The sequence below is a fragment of the uncultured Cloacibacillus sp. genome (genome assembly GCF_963926575.1).
Taxonomy (GTDB): domain Bacteria; phylum Synergistota; class Synergistia; order Synergistales; family Synergistaceae; genus Caccocola; species Caccocola faecigallinarum.
This window is the reverse complement of the sequence record NZ_CAWUXW010000005.1, coordinates 39,498-64,250: the sequence shown is the minus strand read 5'-3', so window position 1 is coordinate 64,250 and position 24,753 is coordinate 39,498. Positions and strand designations below refer to the sequence as shown.

The window sequence follows — 24,753 nt, the reverse complement described above, 5'->3', positions numbered from 1 at the left end:
ATGAAATATATAAAGCAGGCTTTCATTATATTTTTTATAAGCTTTCTCGGAGAGCTTCTCAACAAGTACATTCCTTTGCCGGTCCCTGCCGGGGTCTACGGCCTTGTGCTGCTGCTCGGCGCGCTCTGCTCCGGCGTCGTGAAGCTGCCGGACGTCGAGAATTTCGGCGCTCTCATGATAGAGATGATGCCGCTGATGTTCGTGCCGCCCGCGGCGGGGGTCATAGTCCATTATAAAGAGGTACTCTCCGTCATAGCGCCCTTCACAGCAGCGGCGATAATATCGACCGCCGCGGTGATGGCGGCGACCGGATTCGTCACGCAGCGCATGATGCGCAGGAGGGACGGAGGCGGAAAATGATCTCGGGCTCGGTGTATTTCGGCCTCGCGCTCACATGCGGGGCCTACGTCGTGGGCTGCGTCGTCCACAGGTTTGCGAAGACGCCGCTGCTGAACCCGCTCATCGTCACGAACGTGCTCGTAATAGCGTTTCTCGCGCTCACGGGCATAGCCTACGACGACTACTTCAACGGCGCGAAATATATCGGCGACCTACTGACCCCCGCTACTGTCTGCCTCGCGATACCGCTCTACCGCCAGCTCCATCTGCTCAAGAAGCACGCCGCCGCGATATGCTGCGGCATAGCGGCGGGCGTCCTCGCCAACTCGCTCTGCATACTCCTTATGTCGCTGCTCTTCGGCTTCAGCCGCACGATGTACGTGACGCTGCTGCCGAAGTCGATCACGGCCGCGATTGCGATGCCCGTCTGCGAGGAGCTCGGCGGCATCCCGGCGATTACGATGCTCGCGACGGTCATAACGGGGGCCTTCGGCTACATCTCCGCGCCCGCGCTGCTGAAGCTCGTCCGCGTCGGCGACAAGGTGGCGAAGGGCGTAGCCATAGGCTCGAGCTCGCACGCCTTCGGCACGCTCAAGGCCTTCGAGATGGGCGAGGCCGAGGGCGCGATGAGCAGCCTCGCGATAGCGGCGGCGGGGCTTCTGACCGTCGCGATAGCGCCCTTCGCGTCGCTCCTTTTCTTCTGGCAGTAAAAAAGTAAGGGGCCGCGCGCATAAGGCTGAGGATGCGCACGGCCTCTTCGAAAGCGCAGCGGCTCGCCGCTGTCTGTTGAAAAGGAGAGTTGAAGTGAAGATTTAGAGCAGAAACTTGTAATTGCAAAAAACGCCGCCGAAAATTTGGATGATTCGCGCCGCAGGATAATCGTAAGAAACTATTTTCAATTTTACCTATTCTATACCCTAATTATATTCTAGCCCCGCCGAGTAAGTTTGTCAATAGATTTAAGCGCGCAAAACGAAATAAAATCTTGCTTGCGCGGACGCGCGATATTCATGTGAGCCGCGCGCCGCGCTTTTCTGCAAACTCCGGCGTCGAAATATGCAGAAGAAAGCGCATAAAAGGCGATAAACCGGCGTTTATTCGCCTTTCCCTGCGATTTTGCCGCAGAATAAAAGAGAGCCGCCCCGTTCGACGCGCGGGGCGGCTCTCTTTATCTTATGCGCTCGCTCGCTATTCCTCTTCGAGCGGAGAGAACATCTTGCCTGGGTTCATTATGCCGAGCGGGTCGAAGGCCTTCTTGACGCCGCGCAGCACCTCGAGCTCCGCGGGCGATTTGTTTTCGAGCAGGATGTTCTGCTTGACGTGGCCGACGCCGTGCTCGCCGCTGCCGATGCCGCCGAGCGCTATCGCCTCGCGTATCAGCGCGTTGAAGAACTCCTCGGCGTAGTGCGCCCAGCGCTCGGGGCTCATGCCCTCGGGCTTGAGCGGTATCGGGTGGATGTTGCCGTCGCCGATGTGCGAAATTATGCCTATCTCGACGTTCCAGTCGGCGCTGAGCTTCTTTATGCGGCGTATCATCTCCGGCACCGCCGAGAGCGGAACCATGAGGTCGCCCGACGAGCAGGCGTGCGGATCCTTAGCGCGCATACCCTCGAGGCCGTTCTGGCGCACGTTCCACATCGCGGCGGAGTCCGTGCGGCTCTCCGCGACGAAGACCTCGAAAGCGCCGCATTCGAGGCATATCTTTCCGACCGTCTCGTAGCCGTCCTCGAGCTGTTCGTCGGTGTCGCCCTCGACCTGTATCAGAAGGTAGCCCTCGCTGCGCTCCTGCTCGGGCAGCGTGCAGCCGAGATATTCCGTCGTGTATTTGACGAGGTTCCTGTCCATGAATTCGCACGATATTATGCGCCGTCCGGAGCCGATGACCTTCGCGACGCTGTCGACGAGGCTTTCGAGCGTCGGATAGCAGGCGAGCAGGTTGACCGTCTTGCCAGGCTTCGGCTCGAGGTTGACTATGAGCTTCGTCGCTATCGCGAGGGTGCCTTCGCTGCCGACGAGCAGGTTGAGCAGGCTGTAGCCCCAGGTGTCCTTGCGGTAGCGTCCGCCGAGCTCGAGCACCTCGCCCGATGGCAGGACTACCTCCGCGCCGAGGATGTGGCGGCGCGTGTTGCCGTAGCGGATGACCTTGCCGCCGCCCGCGTTCGTCGCGAAGTTGCCGCCGATGAAGCTCGTCTCGGTGCTCATCGGGTAGCCCGCGTAGAGGAAGCCGTGCTCCGCCGCGGCGCGGCAGAGGTCGTTCGTGACGACGCCCGGCTCGACGACCGCGACGCGGTTGACGGGGTCTATTTCGAGGATTTTATTCATGCGCTCGAGCGAGAGGACGATGCCGCCCGCGAGCGGCACGGCGCCGCCGTTGAGGCCGCTGCCCGCGCCGCGCGGCGTGACGGGTATGCGCTCGCGGCTCGCTATCTTCATTATGTCGGAGACCTGCTGCGTAGTGGAGGGCTTGACGACCGCCTCGGGCATGTGCCCCCAGACGCGCCCGGCCTGGTCCCACGCGTAGTTGTCGAGCTGCTCCGCGTCGTCCATCACGACGCCGCCGGGGCCTGTGACGGCGCGCAGCTCGTCGTATATCGCCTTCGTGACTTTGCCGTAGCGGGTCATCATTCCAGCCCCTTGTATTTTTTGACCGCGGCGATGAGCGCGTTCAGCACTTCCATCGCGTCGCCCTGCACCGAAAGGTCCGCGACGCGGAAAATCGGCGCTTCGGGGTCGGTGTTGACGGCTATGACCGTCTCCGCGCCCGACATGCCCGCTATGTGCTGCACCGCGCCCGATATGCCGAATGCGAGGTAGAGGCGCGGCGTCACAGATTTTCCGGAAAGTCCGACCTGCGCGGAGTAGGGGGCCCAGCCGAGGTCGACCGCCATGCGCGAGGCTCCGACGGTGCCGCCGAGCAGCTCCGCAAGCTCCGCGAGCTTCGCGAAATTCTTGGCGTTCTTCATCCCCTTGCCGCCAGCGACTATTATCTCCGCCTCCTGCAGGGGCAGGCCGACGCTCTTCTCCGCGTCGAAGCCGATGAATTTTATCAGAGAGCGAATCGCGTCGTCCGCAGGCTTGAAGCGCACGACCTCGCACCCGCGCGACGCGTCGGGCGAAAGCGGGCGCTTCGACTTAGGCCGCACGGTGCACATCTGCGGGTCGCGTCCCTTCGTCTTGATGTCGGCCATGACGTTGCCGCCTATCGCGGGGCGCGTCTGCACCAGGCGCTTGCTCTCGGGGTCTATCGCGAGCTCCGTGCAGTCGGCGGTCAGCCCGCAGCCGAGGCGGGCGCTGAGCATCGGCATGACGGTGCGTCCCTGCGTCGTCGCCGAGGCTATCAGTATCGACGGCCCGCGCTCCTCGATGAGCTCCGCGAGCGCTTTGCAGGCTATATCCGCCTTGAAATGCTCGAATTCCGGCTCGTCGGCGGCGTAGACCTTGTCCGCGCCGTAGGCCGCGAGCGACTGAGCGGCCTCGAGCACGCCGCTCCCCATGACGACGCTCGCGAGCGGAGCGCCGAGCGCGTCGGCGAGCTCGCGTCCCCACGCGAGCAGCTCGCGCGATACGGGGTGTATTACGCCGCCGCGCACCTCCGCGAGCGTCCAGACTTCACCGCACTTCATCTTGCCGCCTCCAGACAGTTCTTATCTTCGAGAACCTTCATCATCTCGCCTATCGCGGATTCCAGCCCTTCGGCTGAGTTTATCCTGCGTCCCTGGCGCGTCACCTTCGGATATGTTACGCGCACGACCTGCGTCGCGGAGCCGGAAAGCCCAGTCTCCGAGCCGTCCATGTGAAGGTCGTCCGCCGTCTGCGACGGTATCGCGGCGGCCTTCGCGCGCAGCTTTCCGCCGAGCGTGCAGAGGCGCGGAATGTTCATCTCCTTGACGGGAATCACAATCGCGGGCAGCGGCGCTTCGACCGTCTCATGTCCGCCCTCGACGGCGCGCGTGACGCGGATGCGCTCGTCGGTCAGCTCGTCTATCGCGCTGACGTAGGAAAGCACCGTGACGCCCATCAGCTCGGCGCAGGCCGGGCCGACCTGCCCCGTCTCGCCGTCCGTCGCGCGCTCGCCCGCTAAAAGCAGGTCGAACGGCCCCGCCGCGAGCAGCGCGCGCGAAAGAGTGCGCGCCGTAGCGAGCGTGTCCGCTCCGCCGAACTTCCTGTCAGAGAGCAGCAGCCCCTTGTCGCAGCCCATCGCTATCGCGTAGCGCACGGCCTTCAGAGCCGCGGGCGGCCCCATAGTCACCGCCGTTATCTCAACCTCGCCCGCGGGACGCGACTCCTTGAGGCGCACCGCGGCCTCGACGGCGTGAAGGTCGAGCGGGTTCAGCTCCGCTTCGACGCCGTCGCGTATCATCGTGCCGGTCTTTTCGTCGATCTTGACTGTGTCGACCGCCGGCACCTGCTTTATAAGTACGGCTATCCGCAAAATTCTTTCCTCCCTGCCGAAATTTCCGTTTGTGCGGCTTTCTGTGTCTCCGGCGCGGCTTTTGCGCATCGTTCCCGACGCCGGAAAGAGTAATACGCTTCATTATATCGCACATGACGGCGCGGCGGTACGCTAAGCGCGTAAAATCCGCGAAAAACGCGCTTCGTTCCGCGCATTGGCGGCGGCGCGCGGAAACGATACGCCTTCCCCGCGTGGACGCGTGCGCCGCGCCGTTGTAAGATAGAGCCGCAGCTTCATCACAACTACATAAAACGGGAGGCGCGGCTATGGACAAGGAACAGGTGCGTAAGCTTATGGAAGAAAACCCGACTGTGAGGGCGCTCGCCGAAGAGCGCGAAATACTCTGGCTCAACTCGAAGCTCGCGAGCTTCGAGACGGCGCGCGGAGGCCTGCCGCTTTCTATGGCGGACGTAGACGACGCGGAGGCGCGGCTCGCGCGCTTCGCTCCGTTCATAATGAAGAAATTCCCCGAAACGGCGGAGGCCGGCGGGATAATCGAATCCGAGCTGCGCGAGGCCGCGGCGATGAAGGAGCGGCTCAATGAGAAGTACGGCGCGAAAATCGAAGGCCGTCTCTTCGTCAAGATGGACGGCGACCTTCCGATAGCGGGCTCGATAAAGGCGCGCGGCGGCATCTACGAGGTGCTCAAGCACACGGAGGAGCTCGCGCTAGAGCACGGCCTGCTGCGCGAGGGCGATTCGTATGAAAAGCTCGCGTCGGACGAGGCGCGGAAATTCTTCTCGCAGTACACGATGCAGGTCGGCTCGACCGGCAACCTCGGCCTCAGCATCGGCATAATGAGCGCCGCCGTCGGCTACAACGCCGTCGTCCACATGTCCGCCGACGCGCGCGCCTGGAAGAAGGCGCTGCTGCGCAGCCACGGCGTCAAGGTCATCGAGTACGACACGGACTACAGCGAGGCGGTCAAGCAGGGGCGCGCGCAGTCAGACGCCGACCCGAAGAGCTATTTTGTGGACGACGAGAACTCGAAGAACCTCTTCCTCGGCTACGCGGTCGCGGCGAAGCGTCTCGTCCCGCAGCTTAAAGCGCTCGGCGTTGCGCCGGACGCGGAGCATCCGCTCTTCGTCTACCTGCCCTGCGGAGTCGGCGGCGCGCCGGGCGGCGTGGCGTTTGGGCTGAAGCAGATGTTCGGCGACGCGGTCCACTGCTTCTTCATAGAGCCTACGCAGGCCCCCTGCATGGTGCTCGGCATGGCGAGCGGCCTGCACAACGGCATAGCGGTCAAGGACGTCGGCCTGACCGGCCTGACCCACGCAGACGGCCTCGCGGTCGGGCGCGCATCGGGCTTCGTCGGCCGCGTCATGGAGCCGCTGCTCTCTGGCGGCTTCACGCTGCGCGACGCGAAGCTATACGAATATATGCGCGACCTGCTCGAGACGGAAAACGCCTTCATCGAGCCGGGCTCCTGCGCGGCCTTCGAAGGCCCGGCGCTTCTCGGACGCAGCGAAGAATGGCGCGAATATATAGAAGCGCACGGCCTCGCCGAGAAGATGAAAAACGCCGCCCACATAGCGTGGGCGACCGGAGGCCGCCTCGTGCCCGAAGAAATAAGGAAGGAATATATCGCGACGCGTCTCGCGTAAATCCGCGGAAAAAGGCATGAAAAAACGGCGGGGCGCCGCTTGGGCGCTCCGCCGTCCGTTTTGCGCGGAAGAGTGGTTATTTATCCGCTCCGAAATACTTTGCGTAGAGCTTGCCGTAAGCTCCGCTCTCCTTGTAGCGCGCGAGCGCGTCGTTGATTTTGTCGAGCAGCTTCGCGTTGCCCTTGCGCACCGCTATCGCGAGCGGCTGCGCGACGCCGTCCTCCGAGGTGATGACGAGGCGGCCGTCGTAGACGTTCTCAATAAGGTAGCGCGCGGAGAGCTTCGACGTCACCGCGCGTCCCGCCTTGCCGGCGAAGAGAAGGTCTACCGCCTGCTTGATGTTGTCGGCCACGATTATCTCGCCCTGCTGCGCGTAGTTCTGCTGCGCGAAAACCATGTGCGTCGTGCCCTTCTCGGTGACGGTCTTCATATTCTTGCCGACGGGCGCGGCGCGTCCCGTGACGGTCACGGTCACCGTGCGGTCCTCGGCGTAGGGGACGGAGAAATCCGCCTCGTGGCGGCGCTCCGCGGTCACGATGAGCGCCGCTATCGCCGCGTCGTATTTGTCCTCGTTGAGGCCGCCGAGCAGATCGTGGAAGGAAACCTCAACGAACTCCACTCCGTCGTAGCCCATGAGCTTCGCAAGCTCCTCCATCAACTCGACGTCGAAGCCCGTGAAGGCCCCGTCGCCCTCCCGATAATACTCGTAGGGCTGGAAGTCGGCGTCAGTGCCGACGCGCAGCGCCGCCGCCTCGGCTCCCCCCGCGGCGAAAAGCGTAAGCGCCGCGGCAATGGCTGCAAAAAATCTCTTCATCTTGTAAATCTCCTCCGTTTTATACCGGCGTTCCGGTTTTATTATCTTCGCCCGCATATTTCTAAATATATTTTTTTCTTTCGGCGCGGCGAGCGCACGCTAAGAGCACAGTATAACTCCAAAACACTCCGCTGTGAATAGAGCTTCTTCATATTTCGGTAAATTGCGCGCGACGCTTCGGCGTTCACTCTGATTTTGAAGAAGCGCGGCATACGAAAGGCGGAGCGCCACAAACGGACGCTCCGCCTCCTGTGTGGTACGGCGCGGCGATGTTATTCACCTGTGCCGAAATATGTCCTGTACAGCCGTTCGTAATCCGAGCTGTTTTTATAGCGCGCGAGCGCTTCGTTGAGCTTATCCAGCAGCTCCGAGTTCCCCTTGCGCACCGCAATCGCGAGCGGCTTAGCCGCGACGTCCTCCGACGTGATTACGAGCCGCCCTCCGTAGACGTTGGCGATTAGGTATCCGGCGGAGAGCTTCGAGGTCACCGCGCGTCCCGCTTTTCCCGCGAAGAGCATCTCGACCGCCTGCTCGACGCCGTCGGCTCCGATTATCTCGCCCTGCTTCGCGTAGTTCTGGCGGGCGAATGTCATATGCACCGTATCTTTTTCCGCGACGGTTTTCATGTTTTTGCCTACTGGCGCGGCGCTCCCAGTCGCCGCCAGCGTCACGGTACGGTCTTCTGCGTAGGGCAGCGTGAAATCTGCGGCGCGGCGGCGCTCGGCAGTCACGATGATAGCCGCTATCGCCGCGTCGTATCTGCCTTCGTTCAGCCCGTCCAGTATCTCGCCGAACGGCACCGTCACAAACTCAACCCCGTCGTATCCCATCAGCCGGGCAAGAGCTGTGATAAGCTCTACGTCAAAGCCTGTGTACGTTCCGCTCTCCTTCTGGTAATACTCGTAGGGCTGAAAGTCGGCGTCTGTCCCGACGCGCAGGAGAGCGGCCTCTGCGCCGCAGGCCGCAAAAATCATGAGCGCAGCCGCGGCCGCCGCAAAAAATTTCTTCATTTATAAGTATTCCTCCGTTTCATGTCTCAAAGGAGATTATTCCGCGTCCGGCACGCCGTATGCGGCAAGCACGACGCCCTCTGGCGCAGCGAACGCGCTGCACGAATAAAGGAGAACTCCGGTATATTCCGCGGAGAATACAGTCTCGTCCTCGCCGAAGAAGCCGCGCAGCCGTCCGAGCGGCTCGCCTTTTTTTATGACTGCGCCGCATTCCGCCTCCTCAAGCCAGCAGCCGCTGCGCGGAGCCTCAAGATATTTCATGTTTCTCATGTCTTTCGGCACGAACTGCTGCGGCTCGGGTTCGTTTTCCGTCATGCCGAGCCCGTGCATCAGGCGTAAAAGGTCTTTTTTGTAAGCCTCTACGTCGAAGCGCGGGCAGAGCCCCATGCAACCGCGCTCGACGAGAATGGACGGAAGTCCCGTCGACGCGGCGTAGTTGTATGCGCCCCCCGAGGCGAGCGAGCGGACCATGTATTTCATGTCGAGCGTAAGCGCCATCTTTTTAGACTTCGACTCGACAGTCTCGTCCGGCTGTCCCGGATAATAGACGTGCGGGCACAGATTCTCATGAAGGTCTCCGCTGTGCAGATCAGCGTAGAAATCAGCCGCGGGGAAGAACTCGCTTATCATCATGTAGGCCGTCCGCTCCGCGAGCGTGCCGCGCGGCGAGCCCGGGAACACTCGGTTGAGGTTCTTTTCGTCATCAGGCACGATGAAGTCGCAGCGTTTCCAAAATCCCTGTAAGTTAACTGGATAGAGCATTATAACCGCGCCCGCGATTTCGCGCGCGTCGAGCTCCTGTCCAAGCTCTGAAAGCGCGGCTATCCCGGGATATTCTGCGCCGTGTATCCCCGCGGTGAGCAGCAGCGACGGGCCGGGCCGTTCGCCGTTTACGAGCACCAACGGGATTTTCACGCCGCTTCCCGGAACGACGGCGAATCCGCGCGCGGTTTCGCCGCGTCCCGCCGTTACGCCGCATATTGACATTGTGTCGTTTCGCATAAAATTCATCTCACTTTCTTAGCGCCGCGAGCCCTGCGTCATGCGAAGTGGCACGCCGTCCAGTGCCCCGGTTCCTTCTCTTTCAGCGCAGGTTTCTCTTTTGCGCATATCTCCGCGCATTCGGGGCAGCGGCTGTGGAAGGGGCAGCCGGAGGGCAGGTCGCGCGGGCTGGGTATTTCGCCTTCGAGCGGCTGGACTTTTTCGCCGCGGCGGAAATCGACCTTGAATATGGCGCGCATCAGAGCTTTGGAATAAGGATGGCGCGCCTTCTCCGATATGCGCCCGTGCTCTATGACTTCCATGATGTTGCCGAGGTACATGACCGCTATGCTGTCGCACATGAGGTCTACGAGGCCGATGTCGTGGCATATAAATATGTAGGTTATGCCGCGTTCCTTCTGGAGTTTGACGAGCAGGCGGCAGACCTTCTCCTGTACGGAGACGTCGAGCGCCGAGGTTGCTTCGTCGCAGACGACGATTTTCGGTTCGAGAGAGAGGGCGCGCGCTATGCCGAGGCGCTGGCGTTGTCCGCCGCTCATGCTGTGCGGATAGCGTTCGGCGAAATCTTCCGGAAGCTCGACCATGCGCAGCAGCTCCCTCGCCTTTTCGCCAATTTCGCTCTTTTTTATCAGGCCGAAGTTAAGCAGAGGCTCGCAGAGTATATCCTTGACCTTCATCTTAGGGTCGAAGGCGGCCGTCGGGTCTTGAAAGATCATCTGTATTTTTCGTCTGTTCTCTCGGCGTTCCTCGCCTTTTGTCTTGAGTATGTCTTTCCCCTCAAAGAACACCTCGCCCGATGTAGCGGGGTGAATCTGCAAAATCGTGCGCACCAGCGTGCTTTTGCCGCATCCGCTTTCGCCTATGACGCCGAGCGTCTCACCTTCGTAGGCGCGCAGATTTATGTCGTCGCAGGCGGTCACGTATTTGCCGTCCTCCAGCGTGAACTTTTTCGTAAGGTTCTTTATGTCCATCACGACGCGCCTTTCCGGCGCGCGTACAGCAGTCTGATTATTCATCGCCGTACTGCCTGCCTCCTATCACGGGGACCGCCGAGAGCAGCTGCTTGGTGTATTCGTGGCGCGGAGAATATATTATCTGCTCGCGCGGGCCGCTCTCGACGACTTCACCATTCTTCATAACCATTATCTTGTTCGACATATACGAGGCGACGCCGAGATTGTGGGTCACGATGATGACAGCGGCGTTGTATTTGTTGCGGACATCTACTATTTGGCGTACTATCTGCGCCTGGGTCGTCACGTCGAGCGCGCTCGTCGGCTCGTCCGCGAGCAGCAGCTTCGGGCCGAAGGTCATCGCCATAGCTATACCGACGCGCTGGCGCATTCCGCCCGAAAGCTCGAACGGGTAAAGCTTCATTATGTTGTCGTGGTTGGGCAGGTTGACGCTGCCGAGCATCGCCTCGGCCCTTTTGACGGCTTCTTCTGCGGAGCTTTTCGGCTCGTGCGCGCGTATGTAGTCGACGAACTGCTCGCCGACGCGGCGTATCGGATTTATCATGTTGCCGCTGTCCTGAAAGATCATCGACATCCCGCGCCCGCAGAGCGCGCGCCATTCTTCCGCCGTGTTCGCGAGCAGGTCGCGCCCGTCGAAAACGACGGAGCCGCCGGTCACGCGCCCGTTGCCCGGAAGGCAGCCCATGACGGCGCGTATCACAGTCGTTTTTCCGCTGCCGCTCTCGCCGACGATAGAGAGTATCTCGCCCGCGTCGAGCGAAATGTCCGCTTCCTTCACCGTCGGCTTCGAGCCGTAGCTGACCGTCAGGTTCTTCACTTCAAGAAGCATTTTGCTCCTGCCCTTCCGCTACTTCGCCGCAGCGGGCTTTATCTCTTTCGTGAGCCAGTAGTAGTCGCATGGCAGAATCTCGGCGTTGGCGACGGCCTTGCTGCTTACCATGTTCGTCTCGGGGTGGCCGAAGATTATCGTCGCCGCGTCGTCGAGCAGTATCTGCTGCATCTTGATGACGAGCTCGCGGCGCTTCGCGGGGTCGAACTCGACTGCGAGCCGGTCGCTCAGCGCGTCGAACTCCGCGTTGCTGTATCCGCTTCCGTTCTGCGGGTTGCTTCCGTTTACGTTCGTCTTCCAGTACTGGTTGATGAAGACCTCGGGGTCTCCGGCCTGCGCCGCAAGGATATTCGAGATAAGCAGGTCGTATTCGCCGCGTACCCCGATGCCGTCGAGGACGTTGTAGTCGACGTTCTTGAGGTTTATCTTTATGCCCACGTTCTTAGCGTCGGACTGGGTCGCCTCAGCGAAGAGCGGCAGCTCGGCGCGTCCGCTGTAGAAGATGAATTCAAGTTCGAGGGGTTTGCCGTCCTTATCGACGTAGCCGTCGCCGTCCGTGTCCTTCCAGCCCGCCTCGGCGAGAAGCTGCTTCGCTCGCTCGGGATTGTAGCTGTTGGGATCTTTGAAAGTGTCGAAGCCGTAATCCATCGACGGAGGGATCGCAGGACCGCCGGGAACGAATGTACCTTTAAGCAGCACCTTACAATATGTCTCACGGTCAAGAGCCGAGAGCAGCGCCTGACGGACGCGCTTGTCATGCAGAGGACGCCCCTCCGCACTGTTGAGCCGCGCGAGAACGTCGCGGAGCGACGCTATAGAGCTGATGTTGAAAGCCTTTTCGTCGGAGAAGAGCGAAAGGTCGCCTGGCGCGATGTTGATCGCCATGTCTATCTCGCCGGACTGGAGCGCCATCGCGCGCGTGTTCGGGTCGTCTATCGTCGGTATCTCGACTACGTCGTAGGGAACCTCGCCGTCCCAGTAGTGCGGGTTGCGCTCCATTACGGCCTTGGCTTTGCTGTATTCCTTAACCATGTACGGCCCGGTGCATATAGGCCCTTCCTTGGCGTAGTCGCGGTCCTTCACGTCCGTGTCGATGATTATGAAAAGCGGGTCGCCGAGCATTCCGGGCAGCGTCGGCACTGGGCGCTTCGTCTTGACGTAAAGCGTCTGCCCGTCGGCGCGGATTTCGTCGTATTCGAACATCGCCTTCGCGCGCGCGGCCTTCTCGAAGGTGCGCTCAATCGTCTTCTTCGCGTCCATCGCGGTCATCTTCTTGCCGTTTGAGAACGTCGCGCGGTCGTCGATAACGAAGGTCCACGTCAGGCCGTCGTCGCTGATTTTCCAGCTCTTCGCGAGCCACGGCACGGCGTTCATTTTCTTGTCGAACTTCACGAGGCATTCGCCGAGGCCGTAGCGCATGACGACCCAGCCGAAATAGTTGTCCGTCGTCTCAAGGCTGTCCGCGAAGTTCGTAACGCCGAAGCGCAGCGTGCCGCCGCCCGAGGCCGCAGTCGTCCCCGCTTCTTCGCCTTTCTGTCCGCTCATGAAGGCGAAGGCCGCCGCCGCTATTACTGCGACGGCTATGATTATTTTTACCGCTTTGCTCATTTTTACCTCTCCTTTATATTTTTGAAAAATTTTTTGAATCCTGTGTCAAGCGCAGGCGCTTAATCTTCCTGCCTCGGGTCGAGCACGTCGCGCAGAGCGTCTCCCCAAAGGTTGAAAATTACGACGGTGACGAAAATCGCAAGCCCCGGGAAGACCATCAGCCACGGCGCGGTCTGCAGCTGCTGGCGTCCTTCGTTGAGCATCAGCCCCCATTCGGGCGCGGGCGGCTGCGAGCCGAAGCCGAGGAACGAAAGCCCCGCGAGCTCCATCATCATCGCGCCGATGTCGGAAGCCGCGGTGATTACCATAAGAGGCAGAATGTTCGGCACGATATGCCGCGAGAGTATATGCAGCGGCTTTCCTCCGTTCACTACGGCGGCCTCCACGAAGTCGCGCTTTTTAATTTTGAGCACCATGCTGCGCGCGAGGCGCGCGTACTTCGTCCACGAGACGATAGTCAGCGCAATGATGGCGTTTATCAGGCTTCCGCCAAGGATGCCAGCGATGGCTATCGCGAGTATCATTCCGGGGAAGGAGATCATCATGTCGGAGATTCTCATAATCACTGTGTCTGTCTTGCCGCCGAAGTACCCCGCCGCCACTCCGAGCGACGTGCCGACGGCGAAGATGACAGCGACGAGCAGAAGGACGCTCGACAGCGAGTAGCTCGCGCCGTAAAGTATGCGGCTGAAGCAGTCGCGCCCGAGCTTGTCCGTGCCGAAGAGGTGTTCGCCGGACGGCGGCAGATAGGCGTTTTTCATCTCCGCGGTGAGCGGGTCGTAGGGCGCGATAAGAGGCGCGGCGAGCGCCAGAAGTATAAGCAGAAGCACGAGCGCGCTCGCAAAGGCGAAGGCGCGGTTCGTTTTGAGAGCGTTGACGAGGTTTTCCATTTTTATTTACCTGCCTGCCTTTCTAAGACGTGGGTCGAGCCTGTTGTATGAAATATCTATGACGAGGTTGATTATCATATACATGAGCGCTATCCAGAGCACTATGCCCTGCACAAGCTGGAAGTCGCGGTAGATAATCGACTGTACTGCGAGGTAGCCGAGGCCGGGCCATGAGAATACTATCTCGACGACCGCCGCGCCGCCGAGCAGGTTGCCGAACGACAGGCCGAGCAGAGTGATGAGCGGCAGCATAGCGTTCGGAAGGACCTCTTTCCATAGTATGTGGCTCTCGCTCATGCCGCGCGCCCGCGCGCCCGTTACGTAGTCCTGGTTAAGCTCTTCGAGCACCGCGGCGCGCACCTGGCGCGCGTACTTCGCCGCCATGACGATTCCGAGCGTCAGCGCCGGAAGCACGAGATTCCGTAAATTTACCGAGCCTCCGACTATCGGAAGCCAGCGCAGCTTGAGGCCGAAAATCCACAGAAGCATGAGCCCCATCCAGAAATTCGGGATAGATATGCTGACGAAGGTCATCGCGCGCACGATGTAGTCGGCGATGCTGTTTCGTTTAACCGCCGAATAAATCCCGAGCGGGACGGCGACGGCAAGCATGAATAAAGTCGAAGCGAGGGAAAGTATCACCGTCGCCGGCAGGCTGTGCATCAGCTCCTCGACGACGGGCTTCTTCACCATGTAGGAGAAGCCGAGGTTGCCGCGGAGCGCGCGCCCCAGCCAGTCGAGATACTGGAAGACGAAGGGCTTGTCGAGGCCGAGCTCGGCGCGCAGCGCGTCGATTTCCTGCTGGCTCACGATAATGTCTTCATTGCCCGCTATCATCTGTCGCACCGGGTCTCCTGGTGAGAGCATCACCAGCGCGAAGGTGATGAAGCTGATTCCGAGCAGGACGAGAACGATCTGCCCGAGACGGTACAAAAGCTGCTTCTTTGACACTACGCATCATCTCCGTATAACAATAAAATCCCTTTCCGCAAAACACGGAAAGGGACACGTCACGACGATGCGCTACATACCTTCCGTCACTCGCGGAAAAAATACGCTGCATACCGGCGGGGCTGCGCTCTGGCTTAGCATCACGACGGAAGCATCACAGTTGCGTGACAGCTGCGGAATCTCACCGCATTCCCTGATTTAACTCTCCGAAGAGAGCACCTCGCGGTCAAATTTTCGTTGTTTGGATTATAATACCGACTGTGAAAAAATTGCAAGTACGCAGTTTTGATTAACTTAAATTTCATCTGTGGGCTGCGCCATGCTATTTACAACACTGTATATAGTGTTATAATCACTTAGCAGTCTGCATATAGTGTATGGAGGGTTCAAAGATGAGATGTCCCGTGTGCGGAGCGCCGGAGACCAGAGTGATAGAGACGCGGAGCGCCGACGAAGGGCGCGTCAACCGCAGGCGGCGCGAATGCCCCGAGTGCCAGAACCGCTTTACGACCTACGAGCGGCTTGAGGAGAAGAGCTTCCTCTGGGTCGTGAAGAAGGACGGGCGGCGCGAGGCCTTCGACCGCGAGAAGCTCATACGCGGCTTCCAGCACGCCTGCGAGAAGCTCCCCGTCACGCTCGAGACGCTCGAAGCGGCGGCGGCGCGCATAGAAGAAGAAATCCGCGCGACGGGGCAGGGCGAGGTGCCGACGACGCAGCTCGGCGAGATGGCCTCGGACGAACTGAAAAAGATAAACAAGGTCGCATACGTGCGATTCGCTTCGGTTTACAGGGAATTCACGGACGTATCAAACTTCACGCACGAGATAGCGCGGCTTTTGGAAGACAAGGAGGCACACCGCAATGGATAAGGAAATACAGACATTCGGACGGCAGGAGCAGCTCTTCGCGGGGAACGGCGAATCGACCGACCTCGCGCTGATGGTAGACGCGCTTGCGCAGGAGGAGCGCTCGCCGTGGGACGCGAGCCGCATCCGCGACGCGCTGATGGTCGAGGCGGGCACCGACCCCGCGACGGCCGAGAGCATCGCGCTTGAGGTCGAGGAAGATCTGCTCAAATACGGGCGCACGAAGGTGACGACCTCGATAATCCGCGAAATGGTCAACGTCAAGCTCTTCCAGCGCGGCCTCGATGCGAAGCTCGCCGACCACTCGCGCATAGGGCTTCCCGTCCACGACCTCGAGACGATGATGTTCAACAAGAACAAGGAAAACAGCAACACGAGCCACAACCCCGAGTCGATAAACCTCTCGATAGCGGAGATGGTGCTCAAGGAATACGCGCTGACGAAGGTGTTCTCGCGCGACGTCGCCGACGCACACCTAAAGGGCGACATCCACCTGCACGACCTCGGCATGGTCAACCGCCCCTATTGCTCCGGACAGAGCGTCGCATACCCCGCGCGCTACGGCCTCAACATCCCCTCGATAACGAGCGTCTCAAACCCCGCGAAGCACGCCGACGTGCTGCTCGCGCACATGCTTAAGATGACCTCCGTGCTCCAGAACCACTTTGCGGGTGCGATCGGCTGGGACGCCGTAAACATGTTCTTCGCGCCCTACACGGTCGGCTGGAGCTACGAACAGTACCGCCAGCTCGCGCAGCAGCTGATATTCGAGTTCAACCAGCTCGCGGGCGGACGCGGCGGACAGGTCGCCTTCACCGACATCAACCTCTATTACGAAATTCCGAACCACTTCCGCGACGTGCCCGCGATAGGGCCGGGCGGGAAATTCACCGGCAAGACCTACGCCGACTACGCGCCGGAATCGAAGATGTTCCTGCGCGCTCTGTTCGACGTCTACATGAGCGGAGACAGCCGCGGGCAGCCCTTCTTCTTCCCGAAGCCGCTGCTTCACATCACGGACTATTTCTTCAAGGAAGAGGGCTGGGAAGAGTTCCTGAATCTCGCCTGCACGCTCTCGTCCGAGAAGGGGAACACATATTTCGTCTTCGACCGCGGAGGCGTCGCGAAGCTCTCCGAGTGCTGCCGCCTTTCCTTCGAGCTGACGCCGGAGGATCTTGACGAAGCCAAGCACCCGTGGAAGATGCGCTACTGCGCGCTCCAGAACGTCACTCTCAACCTGCCGCGCGCCGCGTACCGCGCCGCGGGCGACGACGAGCTGCTCTTCGACATAATCGACGAGGAAATGGAGCTCGCCGCGAAAGCGCACCTTCAGAAGCGCGCCTTCATAAAGAGCATACTCGACCTCGGGGAGAAAGGGCCGCTTGCGGCGCTCTGCGTCTCGCACGACGACGAGCCCTACCTGCGCATGCGCAAGGCGAGCCACCTCATAGGCATCCTCGGCCTCAACGAGATGGTGCAGGCGATGACCGGCAGCCAGCTCCACGAAAGCGAGGAAGCCGCGACGCTCGGCCGCGCCGTCATACAGTACATGGACCTCAAGTGCCAGCAGCTCTCCGAGCGGCTCGGCCTCAAAATCGTCCTCGAACAGACGCCCGCCGAGAGTACAGCGCTGCGCTTCGCGAAGCTCGACCTCCGCGCCTACCCCGACGTCGCGAAGAAATACGTCAAGGGCGACCTCGAAAGCGGCGAGATATACTACACGAACAGCACGCACCTCAACTACAGGCTCGCGCAGGACCCGATAGACAAGGTCGTGCGCGAGGGCGAGCTGCACCCGATGATAAAGGCCGGAGCAATAACGCACGTCTGGATGGGCGAGCACAAGCCCGACCCGAAGGCGCTCGCCTCCTTCGTAATAAAGACCTTCAGACACTCGGAGAACGCGCAGGTAGCATTCAGCCCCGAGTTCACGATATGCAACGAATGCAGCCACATGGAACGCGGCCTGCACGACCACTGCGAGCTCTGCGGCTCGGAGGACGTCGACGGCATCACGCGCGTCACGGGATACTTCACGCGCATATCCTCGTGGAACGCCGGAAAGCGCGGCGAGCTCAAAGACCGCGCGCGCACGCCCGTCGGCGCACCGAAATAACGCGGCGCAAATCATGGAAAAAAACATAGACTTCGCGGCGGGGGGATACCTCCCCGCCTCTTTTTTAGACTGGGAGGCGCACATCTGCGCCGTGATATTCTGCCTAGGCTGCAACTTCCGCTGCCCGTGGTGCCACAACGGCGAGCTCGCGCTCGGCCGCGGCGAACCTCTCGGCCTCGCGCAAATCTTAGCCGACATCAAAAGGCGCGCAGCCTTCCTCGACGGCGTGGTGATAAGCGGCGGCGAGCCGACATTGCAGCCCGGCCTGCCGGCGCTCGCGCGCGCGATAACCGCGCTCGGCCTCCCCGTAAAGCTCGACACAAACGGCTCGCGCCCCGAAGTTATAGAAAAGCTGCTGAACGAAGGACTCGTCGAGCACATAGCGATGGACGTCAAAGCCCCTCTCGACGCCGCATCCTACGAACGGCTGACCGGAACGCGCGTAAACGTCGAAAAAATCCGCGCTTCGGTGGAAATCATCAAAAGCCGCGCGCCCTCATACGAATTCCGCACCACCTACGTCCCCGCGCTGCACACGCGCGAAGACCTCCTCGCGCTGCGCGAAGCCCTGCGCGGCGAGCCGTGGTTCGTCCAGTGCTTCAAGCCCAACAACTGCCTAGACGAAAAATTCCTAACCGCCGAAGCCGCAAAAGCCGAATACCTGCGCGAACTGCTGCCTGGCGTGGTTGTGAGAGGGTAAACGCGCGGTTATTCAACTATTTGAGAAAACGTCCGCTGCCCGTCGCACCGCGTCAAGCGCGGGACGACAAGCTATGTCGTTTTTCTTGTAAAGTTATAGTTGTTTTACTATATGAAGGATACGCAAAGCATCTCGTCATGCCGCGCCTGACGCGGCATCCAGGGGCTTTAATTCGTTAGGTTTCGGGAGTTTGAGTCTCTGGACTCCGCGTCCATTGGCGAAAGCGCCGCCGATACTAGCAATGCGCTAAAGAAATTTGAAATGTCCGCTTACGCGAACGGCGCATTGCGTCGAAGCGCGGAGTGACAAAATTTATTGTTTTTATTTTTTAGTTAAACGACAATAAACCGCTATAATATATGGGCCGTTTCTCACCTTTCGTAAACAAAACAGAGCCGGAGCTTGCGTCATCGCGCTCTGGCTTTGCTGTTCCGCCGCCGCACATAAGCGCTTCAATCCGCGCGCTGCACGGGGCGCTGGGATTGGCTTCTGCGCCTTAAACGTAACATAAGCGTTTCAACTCACGCGCCCCTTAAGGGCGCGGCTTTGTGGAAAAATTGGAAAATTCGAAGAGTGCGGAAGGGCTTTTCGCCGCTTCCGCACTTCGCGCGTGCGCTATTTCTGCGCTTCGAGCTTCTTCGTCAGCTCGCGGATGAGTTTTTCGTTCTGTTTCATTATCTCCGCGTTCTTCTTGATTATTTCTCTATTCTGCCTGTTTTCGTCGGCCAGCTTCGCCTGCTCGGCTTTGCTCTGCTTGTCGCGCGCTTCGAGCTCGTCGAGCTTCGCCTGCATAGCGATCACCTGATTGCGCAGGCCGTTCATCGTTCCGGCGACCTTCGGCTTGTCCGGCGATTTGCCGACCGTGAAGCTCACGCCCGCGCGGCCCATGATGTCTCCGTCCGAGCAGAGCGACGCGCCCAAGTTGAACATCACGTTCTCCTTCGCGTAGTGGAAAACGCCGACAGCTACCGCGTACTCGTCGCGGTACGTGCCTATCGCGGCGGAAAGCGTCGTCGGCTCATAGGGGTTATAGTCGATCGGGTGAAGCCCCGACAGCGCCGCCGCGTGCGCACCGACCACATTCACATCCTCGCGCAGGTCGTCCATCTCGCGATAGATATTGTTCTCCATCATCGTCCCCATGCGGTTGTAGGCGTCCCACAGCTGACCGCCGTTCACGGCGTCCGTGCTTCCCTGCGCAATCGCGCCGCCCGTGACGTTCGTTATCCTGCCGCCGCCCATATCGATATTGCCGCCGCCGGTCGTGATGTCCGCGCCGCCCATGCTGATGCCCGAGCCGGAAATATTGACCTTGCCGACGTTTATATCGTTCGCCGTCACCGTGTCGAACGTTGGCTTCTTATACCCGTTCTCCGCGCCGCCGAGGACGGAGCCGATTTCACCAATCGTCTCGGAGTTTTTGTCGATATCGGCCTTCAGCGCAGAGTCGGCTTGCTGGTAGGCTTCGGTTATCTCGGTTCTCAGCGCAGAGTCGGCGGCGGTGTAGCCCTCCTCGATTTCCTCGCGCAGGCTCGGGTCTACGCCGATTGTGTAATCCTTGTCGCCGTTCTGCGTGATATTGATATCGTCGCCCGCGTTCACCGTCAGGCTGTCGCCGGGCTTGATCGTCGAAGCTGCCGGAGGAGCTCCGGCGCCGTCGCCTGCTCCCGCGCCGCCGGACTGCTGAGAATCGTCGGTCGGGTTGAACGTCCAGCCCTCGGAGAGCGCGGAGAAAAAAAAAAAAAAAATGCACTGCTAAACTAATCCTGTACACGCAGGGGGTAGAAATGGGACAAGATATAATTGTTCTCGGTACATGACAATCATATCTTGAGTCATAAGCATAGTGCTTATATGTACAGGAGGCCTGCCATGCGGTACACGAAGGAAGAACGTCTTGAGATAGGGCGAAAGGTTTATGAAGGTACAATGAGCCGTTATGAGGCTGCGGAAGCCTACGGCATCAGCGACGACACTGCAAGGGACTACATGCGCATGTATCGTGATTCCAACAGTCTGCCGCCTAAATCCTCGGGGAATAACACAGGCTGCTATGTTTACAAGCCTTCCGAAAGCCGACCGGACATCTCAGATTATGAGTCTATGACTAAAAAAGAACTCATTATCGAGCTGATAAAATCAAAAGTGGCTGAAGCAAGATTAAAAAAAGGCTACGAGGTGAAAGGAGATGGTCGAACAAAGGAATATATTCTTTTAGACAGCTCGAATACCAAGTAATCCTCGAACTCTCCGAATATTTTCCGGTAATCCTCCTATGCCGCGTAACCGGAATCCCCAGAAGCAGTTTCTATAACTGGAAGCGCAGCATTTTTGAACCGTCCAAGAGGGCGGTGGATTTTGCCGGAAACATAATGCTCTTTATGGAATATCATAAGAAGTACCCATCGCACGGATACAGATGGCTCAACGCGAAAATAAGGCTTGATACAGGGATAGTCCATTCCGATCCGTACGCCTATAAATGCTGCAGGGCTGCCGGTATAAAAAGCAGGACGAAACACTACCGCTATAAAAAACCAGGCAATCCGTACAGGCTGTTTCCGAACCTGCTTCTCGCCGGCCTTCCCGCATACGCGCCGATGCAGTACATAGCGAGCGACATGACGGCGTTCTGCTTCAAAGGGACGTATTACGAACTCACGCTGTACATGGACCTGTGGAACAACGAAATAGTGAGCCATGCGTTGTCTTCAAGACGCGGAGACAGGATGACATACATAAACGGTTTAGAAGGACTGATAAAAACCAGAGAAAAAGAAACGGAATGGCAGACGATACTGCATTCAGACCAGGGCGCGGTATATGCGTCCAAGAAATACAACGACATACTTCGCCTTCACCACATAGGACATTCAATGTCCAGAGCTGGTACGCCGACGGACAACGCTGCGATGGAAGCGATAAACGGCTGGCTGAAATCGGAACTGTTTACAGACTTTCACGTAACTGGCAAAGAAAGCATAGAACGGGAGATAGAAGAATACATAAAATTCTTCAACGAAGAGCGTCCCGCCTATGCGCTGGGATATATGACGCCGAAACAGTATAGGGAGGCGTATAGCGGAAACGGTAATTCTAAGAGGAAGAAGTGAAGTAAAGAGATATACCCCTATTGTACAGGATTAGAAAAATCTAATGTCCAATTTTTGTTGACTAGTGCAGCTCGGTCAAGCTCGCCAAGGGCGAGTTCTTCGCTGGGTGCGCCGTATATCCTGCGGAGGTCGTTCGCGAACGCCTTGCGGTCTTTGTCGCTTACATATTTCAGCGTGTTCCTGACTTGATGTACAATGCATCTTTGATATTCGGTCTGCGGGAAGGCCGCCTCTATGGCATCCTTGATGCCGGTAAGGCCGTCGGCACAGACGATAAGGATGTCTTTTACGCCTCGGTTCTTAAGCTCGTTAAGGATAGAAAGCCAGTACTTCGCGCTCTCGTTCTCCCCAATGTAGATGCCAAGAACGTCCTTGTGTCCGCTCGCAGATATGCCTAGAACAATATACGCAGCCTTCCTGCGTACGCCTACCTCGTCCCTTACAGCGTAGTGAATTGCGTCGATGAAGACTACCGGATATACATCTTCGAGCGGACGTGACTGCCATTCCTGTATCTTAGGCAGAAGCTTATCAGTAACGTCTGAAATGAATCCCTCTGACACCTCAAAGCCGTATATATCCATGATAGTGTCGGAAATATTGCGTGTCGTCATTCCTCGTGCGTACATGGCGATTATCTTCTGCTCGATGGCGTTGATATCCTTCTACGGCAGACGCCCCCGCATACTGCGCCGGCTGAGGATATTTTTGAATGCGCTCCGCGCAGCCGGCTTGTAATGTCCCTTCTTCACAACCTTTGGTTCAAAGGCTGAGTCTCGATCCTGAGGAACGTCTATAGTGATGCTGCCAGCGCTGCTCATGATTTCCTTTGATTTGTATCCGTTACGGCTGTCGGGGTTGTCTGAATGTTTATACTTCTCGTACCCAAGATGCTCGTTCATTTCCTCTTCGAGCATATCCTTGATGGTGTCTCCGAGAAGGTCCTTGACGGCATCTTGGAGATCCGCCGCTGTCTTGATATCGTACATACCGACGAAATTGCGGAGGAACTCGCGCTTTTCCGGGCTCATCTCGGAACGGCGCTGCCGCCTGGTTTTCTTAGGCTCATCTGAAGAACTCTGCTGTTTGCTGATGCGTGACATAATAAACCATCCTCCTAGCAAGTCTACCATAGCAGGGTGGGATGGATTTCAACTTACAGAATTCTGTTCACACTCTCTTTTTGCAAGACTTTGCTTTTTCGTTCGTCTCGCTTTTTTGTTTTCTCGCGGCTTTCATCCGCGTTCGTCGTAGAACGCGCCGCGGAGCTTCGCGCGGATTTTCTTGACGCGCGCGGCGACGGCCTGCTGCGTTACTCCGAGGCCGCGCGCTATCTCGGCCTGCGTGAAGCCTTCCATGAGCGCCTGCGTTATGTCCAGCTCCTCACGCGTCAGCAGGCGTTCGAGCGTTTCGCGCAGCTCCGTCTCTTCGTAGCGTTCTTCGTTTTTCCCGAGCGTCGCCTCAAGTTCTTCCGTCATCGCCCCGCCGCCGTACGCCGCATGTCTTCTCATTCTCGCCGCCGCGTCGCGCACGAAGCCCGGAAGGTTGACTTTGAAGCAGCGCGCAAGCTACCGATTGTCCGGGCAGCGCGGTATCAGCACTATCAGCGCGAGGTTGCCCTCCTGCACCAAATCCTCAAAGTCAGCTCCGCGCCCCGCGTAGCGCCATGCGACGGAACGCACGAGCGGCGCGTATGCCGCGATGTCTTCGTCCACGGCGCGCGCCGTGATTGGGGGATCTTCCATGAATGACATGACTGTGCCCTCCTTTGGATAAATTGCCTCCAATGGTGGGGAAGCGGCGGCAGTTTTACAAAGGCTGGAATTTTACGAAGGCGCGGAACGCGCGGCGGCGAGGGCGGATGCAGGAGGGTGCGCGGCGGCTGCGGCGATGCGCTTGTGCGGCTGCCGGCGTTTATAGTCATTTGACTTCTGGATAAGGACGTGTCATACCGGGCTTGACCCGGTATCCAGATACCGTCTTGAAAGTCAAACATAAATGTAAGGCATCTCGCTGTCTTTCGACAGCATCATCATAACTCTGCGGCATGTATTGTCTCTTGTATGTGTACGTGCCGCTTTTTGTTGTGCCTTGTACTGTTTTTCGCCTGCCGTCCACAGCCTAGGTTTATGCCGGTGCGTACTCCGGATCGAATTTTACCCTGTGTGTAAGCACTCCCCAGATTATGTGAAGCAGTTTACGCATGCTTGCTATTACAGCTAGCTTTTTGCATTTCCCTCGCGCCAGCAGTCTGTTGTAGAAAGCGCTTATCACCTTGTTTTTTCGCGTAGCTACAAGCGCCGCCATGTACATGGCGTGTCTCAGCACTGCGCTTCCCATGCGGCTCATCACAGGCTTTTTGTGTATCGATGTACCCGACTGGTTTTCGCAGGGTGCTATCCCAAGACGTGAGACCAGCTGTTTTACGCTCCTATATCGGCTTATGTCTCCGGCTTCGCCGATAAACGACGCGGAGCTTACTTTGCCTATGCCGTCTATGCTGCGGAGCAGCTCCGCCGTATCTCTTAATCCGGCATCGTCTATGTGTTTCTCTATCGCTTCGTCTATCTCGCGTATCTGCTGTTCAAGATGGGCTATGAGTTCTTGTACGCTCTCTATGACCGGATGCGGATGGCTGCCGCCGGCTCTGAATTTTTCAAGCCTGTTATATTCAGCTTCCCTCAGCGTTACAAGCTCAGCACGTCTCCGTGTAAGTTCTCTCAGCAGACGTTCCGCCAGGCTAGGGGCCTGCCACGGCGTGATCTGTCCTGTCGTAATCATTGAGATTAGGTACGAGGCTATGAGTCTTGCGTCAGCGGCGTCGTTCTTGTTGAGATGCATCGTCGCCTTTCTGTAAGATTTCACTGCAAATGGGTTCAGCACATACAGGGATATTCTGCCGGACATATTATTGTCTGCGAGGTAATAAGAGAGCTGTTCCCCGTATACTCCTGTGGACTCCATTCCTGCGGCTATAGAATAGTCATCCCCGTCTGCATGTTTTGAAGCAATCTTTGATGCGTGTTCAACCATCTGTTTGAAACCCGATGGTTGGTTCGCTATTTTTTGCTTGACCACAGCACCTTGCTGTCGGAGCTCATAAGCACGACGGAAAGAGAAGCCTTAGAGACGTCGATTCCAAGATAGAAGTTATACGGCATTTCGTCACCTCCGAAAAGATAAAAGTAAAAGATTCCACAATGCACTGCGTCGGAGAGCGCCTGGTTTCAACATACTCGCATATTCAAGTTCGCGTCAACATATGACGGACTTAGGATACCTGTTCGTTGTAAAGCAGGGCGGTTGACCAATCTGGACCACAGTATCTATGTACTCAGCGTCTTTCCGGTCTTTCCGACACCTGTATCATAAGGGCTGACGCCCGAATGAACCAGTGATGACAGCTTACTTTTTCTACAATCACCTCATTTTTGTTTGCGTTACTGTATTATACGAGTGTCTTGTGTTTCCCGCGGCCTCACAT

At 58.5% G+C, this 24,753-nt stretch carries 23 protein-coding genes, 1 pseudogene and 1 riboswitch; of the genes and pseudogenes, 8 read left to right on the top strand and 16 right to left on the bottom strand.

Translation table 11 applies throughout. The features are described from left to right. A complete protein-coding gene (locus ABGT66_RS11525; protein ID WP_300264304.1) occupies nt 1-360 on the top strand; it encodes a CidA/LrgA family protein in 360 nt (119 codons plus the stop codon). Beyond that, nucleotides 357-1,049 (top strand): LrgB family protein, encoded by a 693-nt coding sequence (locus tag ABGT66_RS11520; protein WP_294194067.1) that lies wholly within the window; start codon nt 357-359, stop codon nt 1,047-1,049. Before ABGT66_RS11525 ends, ABGT66_RS11520 begins: the two co-directional genes overlap by 4 nt. Before the next feature lie 478 nt (nt 1,050-1,527). On the opposite strand, the gene ABGT66_RS11515 is transcribed toward ABGT66_RS11520, so the two are convergent. Genes ABGT66_RS11515 through ABGT66_RS11505 form a run of 3 tightly spaced genes read right to left on the bottom strand, consistent with a single transcriptional unit; the run spans nt 1,528 to nt 4,771 of the window. Beyond that, a complete protein-coding gene (locus ABGT66_RS11515; protein WP_303146793.1) occupies nt 1,528-2,964 on the bottom strand; it encodes an FAD-binding oxidoreductase in 1,437 nt (478 codons plus the stop codon). Further along, nucleotides 2,961-3,962: an electron transfer flavoprotein subunit alpha/FixB family protein gene (locus tag ABGT66_RS11510; RefSeq protein WP_346690780.1), complete on the bottom strand. Its 1,002-nt coding sequence runs from the start codon at nt 3,960-3,962 to the stop codon at nt 2,961-2,963. Before ABGT66_RS11510 ends, ABGT66_RS11515 begins: the two co-directional genes overlap by 4 nt. Next, a complete protein-coding gene (locus tag ABGT66_RS11505; RefSeq protein ID WP_346690778.1) occupies nt 3,959-4,771 on the bottom strand; it encodes an electron transfer flavoprotein subunit beta/FixA family protein in 813 nt (270 codons plus the stop codon). The genes ABGT66_RS11510 and ABGT66_RS11505 overlap by 4 nt, the downstream gene beginning before the upstream one ends. A 287-nt stretch (nt 4,772-5,058) precedes the next feature. On the opposite strand from ABGT66_RS11505, the gene ABGT66_RS11500 reads away from it, so the two are divergent. Beyond that, nucleotides 5,059-6,396 (top strand): D-serine ammonia-lyase, encoded by a 1,338-nt coding sequence (locus tag ABGT66_RS11500; protein ID WP_346690776.1) that lies wholly within the window; start codon nt 5,059-5,061, stop codon nt 6,394-6,396. Nucleotides 6,397-6,472: 76 nt separating this feature from the next. Here ABGT66_RS11500 and ABGT66_RS11495 read toward each other — a convergent pair whose 3' ends face one another. The 8 genes from ABGT66_RS11495 to nikB all read right to left on the bottom strand — a co-directional run bounded on the left by ABGT66_RS11495 (nt 6,473) and on the right by nikB (nt 14,474). After that, entirely contained in the window at nt 6,473-7,210 is a 738-nt protein-coding gene (locus ABGT66_RS11495) for a transporter substrate-binding domain-containing protein (RefSeq protein WP_346690774.1), read from the bottom strand. Nucleotides 7,211-7,482: 272 nt separating this feature from the next. Next, nucleotides 7,483-8,220, bottom strand: a complete 738-nt coding sequence (locus ABGT66_RS11490; RefSeq protein ID WP_300264318.1) for a transporter substrate-binding domain-containing protein — start codon at nt 8,218-8,220, stop codon at nt 7,483-7,485. 36 nt (nt 8,221-8,256) lie between these two features. Further along, entirely contained in the window at nt 8,257-9,207 is a 951-nt protein-coding gene (locus ABGT66_RS11485; RefSeq protein WP_346690771.1) for a M14 family metallopeptidase, read from the bottom strand. A gap of 53 nt (nt 9,208-9,260) precedes the next feature. Then, the gene (locus tag ABGT66_RS11480; protein ID WP_346690769.1) at nt 9,261-10,238 is read right to left on the bottom strand and encodes an ABC transporter ATP-binding protein; all 978 of its coding nucleotides are present in this window, start codon (nt 10,236-10,238) and stop codon (nt 9,261-9,263) included. Next, nucleotides 10,231-11,025 carry an ABC transporter ATP-binding protein gene (locus ABGT66_RS11475; RefSeq protein ID WP_346690768.1) on the bottom strand — a complete coding sequence of 265 codons (795 nt, stop codon included), beginning with the start codon at nt 11,023-11,025 and terminating at the stop codon, nt 10,231-10,233. The genes ABGT66_RS11480 and ABGT66_RS11475 overlap by 8 nt, the downstream gene beginning before the upstream one ends. 18 nt (nt 11,026-11,043) lie before the next feature. Beyond that, the gene (locus tag ABGT66_RS11470; protein ID WP_300264326.1) at nt 11,044-12,633 is read right to left on the bottom strand and encodes an ABC transporter substrate-binding protein; all 1,590 of its coding nucleotides are present in this window, start codon (nt 12,631-12,633) and stop codon (nt 11,044-11,046) included. Between the two features lie 59 nt (nt 12,634-12,692). Then, the gene (gene nikC, locus ABGT66_RS11465; protein ID WP_300264328.1) at nt 12,693-13,523 is read right to left on the bottom strand and encodes a nickel transporter permease; all 831 of its coding nucleotides are present in this window, start codon (nt 13,521-13,523) and stop codon (nt 12,693-12,695) included. Between the two features lie 6 nt (nt 13,524-13,529). Next, complete coding sequence (gene nikB / locus ABGT66_RS11460; protein ID WP_300264330.1) at nt 13,530-14,474, bottom strand: nickel ABC transporter permease; 945 nt, start codon at nt 14,472-14,474, stop codon at nt 13,530-13,532. Between the two features lie 102 nt (nt 14,475-14,576). Then, nucleotides 14,577-14,712, bottom strand: a riboswitch (cobalamin riboswitch). Between the two features lie 154 nt (nt 14,713-14,866). On the opposite strand from nikB, the gene nrdR reads away from it, so the two are divergent. From nrdR to ABGT66_RS11445, 3 genes are read left to right on the top strand one after another with little or no spacing between them, the layout of a single operon-like run. Then, the gene (gene nrdR, locus ABGT66_RS11455) at nt 14,867-15,343 is read left to right on the top strand and encodes a transcriptional regulator NrdR (protein WP_294194062.1); all 477 of its coding nucleotides are present in this window, start codon (nt 14,867-14,869) and stop codon (nt 15,341-15,343) included. Next, a complete protein-coding gene (nrdD, locus tag ABGT66_RS11450; protein ID WP_346690765.1) occupies nt 15,336-17,456 on the top strand; it encodes an anaerobic ribonucleoside-triphosphate reductase in 2,121 nt (706 codons plus the stop codon). Before nrdR ends, nrdD begins: the two co-directional genes overlap by 8 nt. Before the next feature lie 13 nt (nt 17,457-17,469). Then, nucleotides 17,470-18,156: an anaerobic ribonucleoside-triphosphate reductase activating protein gene (locus tag ABGT66_RS11445; RefSeq protein ID WP_346690763.1), complete on the top strand. Its 687-nt coding sequence runs from the start codon at nt 17,470-17,472 to the stop codon at nt 18,154-18,156. 615 nt (nt 18,157-18,771) lie between these two features. On the opposite strand, the gene ABGT66_RS11440 is transcribed toward ABGT66_RS11445, so the two are convergent. After that, complete coding sequence (locus tag ABGT66_RS11440) at nt 18,772-19,758, bottom strand: YadA-like family protein (protein WP_346690761.1); 987 nt, start codon at nt 19,756-19,758, stop codon at nt 18,772-18,774. Nucleotides 19,759-20,028: 270 nt separating this feature from the next. Here ABGT66_RS11440 and ABGT66_RS11435 point away from each other — a divergent pair, with 270 nt between their 5' ends. Both ABGT66_RS11435 and ABGT66_RS11430 read left to right on the top strand, forming a co-directional pair. Beyond that, complete coding sequence (locus tag ABGT66_RS11435; RefSeq protein WP_346688532.1) at nt 20,029-20,394, top strand: hypothetical protein; 366 nt, start codon at nt 20,029-20,031, stop codon at nt 20,392-20,394. Continuing rightward, entirely contained in the window at nt 20,361-21,269 is a 909-nt protein-coding gene (locus ABGT66_RS11430) for an IS3 family transposase (protein WP_346691142.1), read from the top strand. The genes ABGT66_RS11435 and ABGT66_RS11430 overlap by 34 nt, the downstream gene beginning before the upstream one ends. A 71-nt stretch (nt 21,270-21,340) precedes the next feature. Here the strand turns inward: ABGT66_RS11430 and ABGT66_RS11425 are convergent. The 4 genes and pseudogenes from ABGT66_RS11425 to ABGT66_RS11410 all read right to left on the bottom strand — a co-directional run. Continuing rightward, nucleotides 21,341-22,372 (bottom strand): annotated as a pseudogene (locus ABGT66_RS11425) (IS256 family transposase); the annotation flags it as partial. A 132-nt stretch (nt 22,373-22,504) separates the two neighbouring features. After that, complete coding sequence (locus ABGT66_RS11420) at nt 22,505-22,780, bottom strand: ECF-type sigma factor (RefSeq protein ID WP_346690760.1); 276 nt, start codon at nt 22,778-22,780, stop codon at nt 22,505-22,507. A gap of 57 nt (nt 22,781-22,837) precedes the next feature. Next, entirely contained in the window at nt 22,838-23,023 is a 186-nt protein-coding gene (locus ABGT66_RS11415) for a sigma factor (RefSeq protein WP_346690759.1), read from the bottom strand. A 373-nt stretch (nt 23,024-23,396) separates the two neighbouring features. Further along, nucleotides 23,397-24,302, bottom strand: a complete 906-nt coding sequence (locus tag ABGT66_RS11410) for a transposase (protein ID WP_346690757.1) — start codon at nt 24,300-24,302, stop codon at nt 23,397-23,399. Between the last annotated feature and the right edge of the window lie 451 nt (nt 24,303-24,753).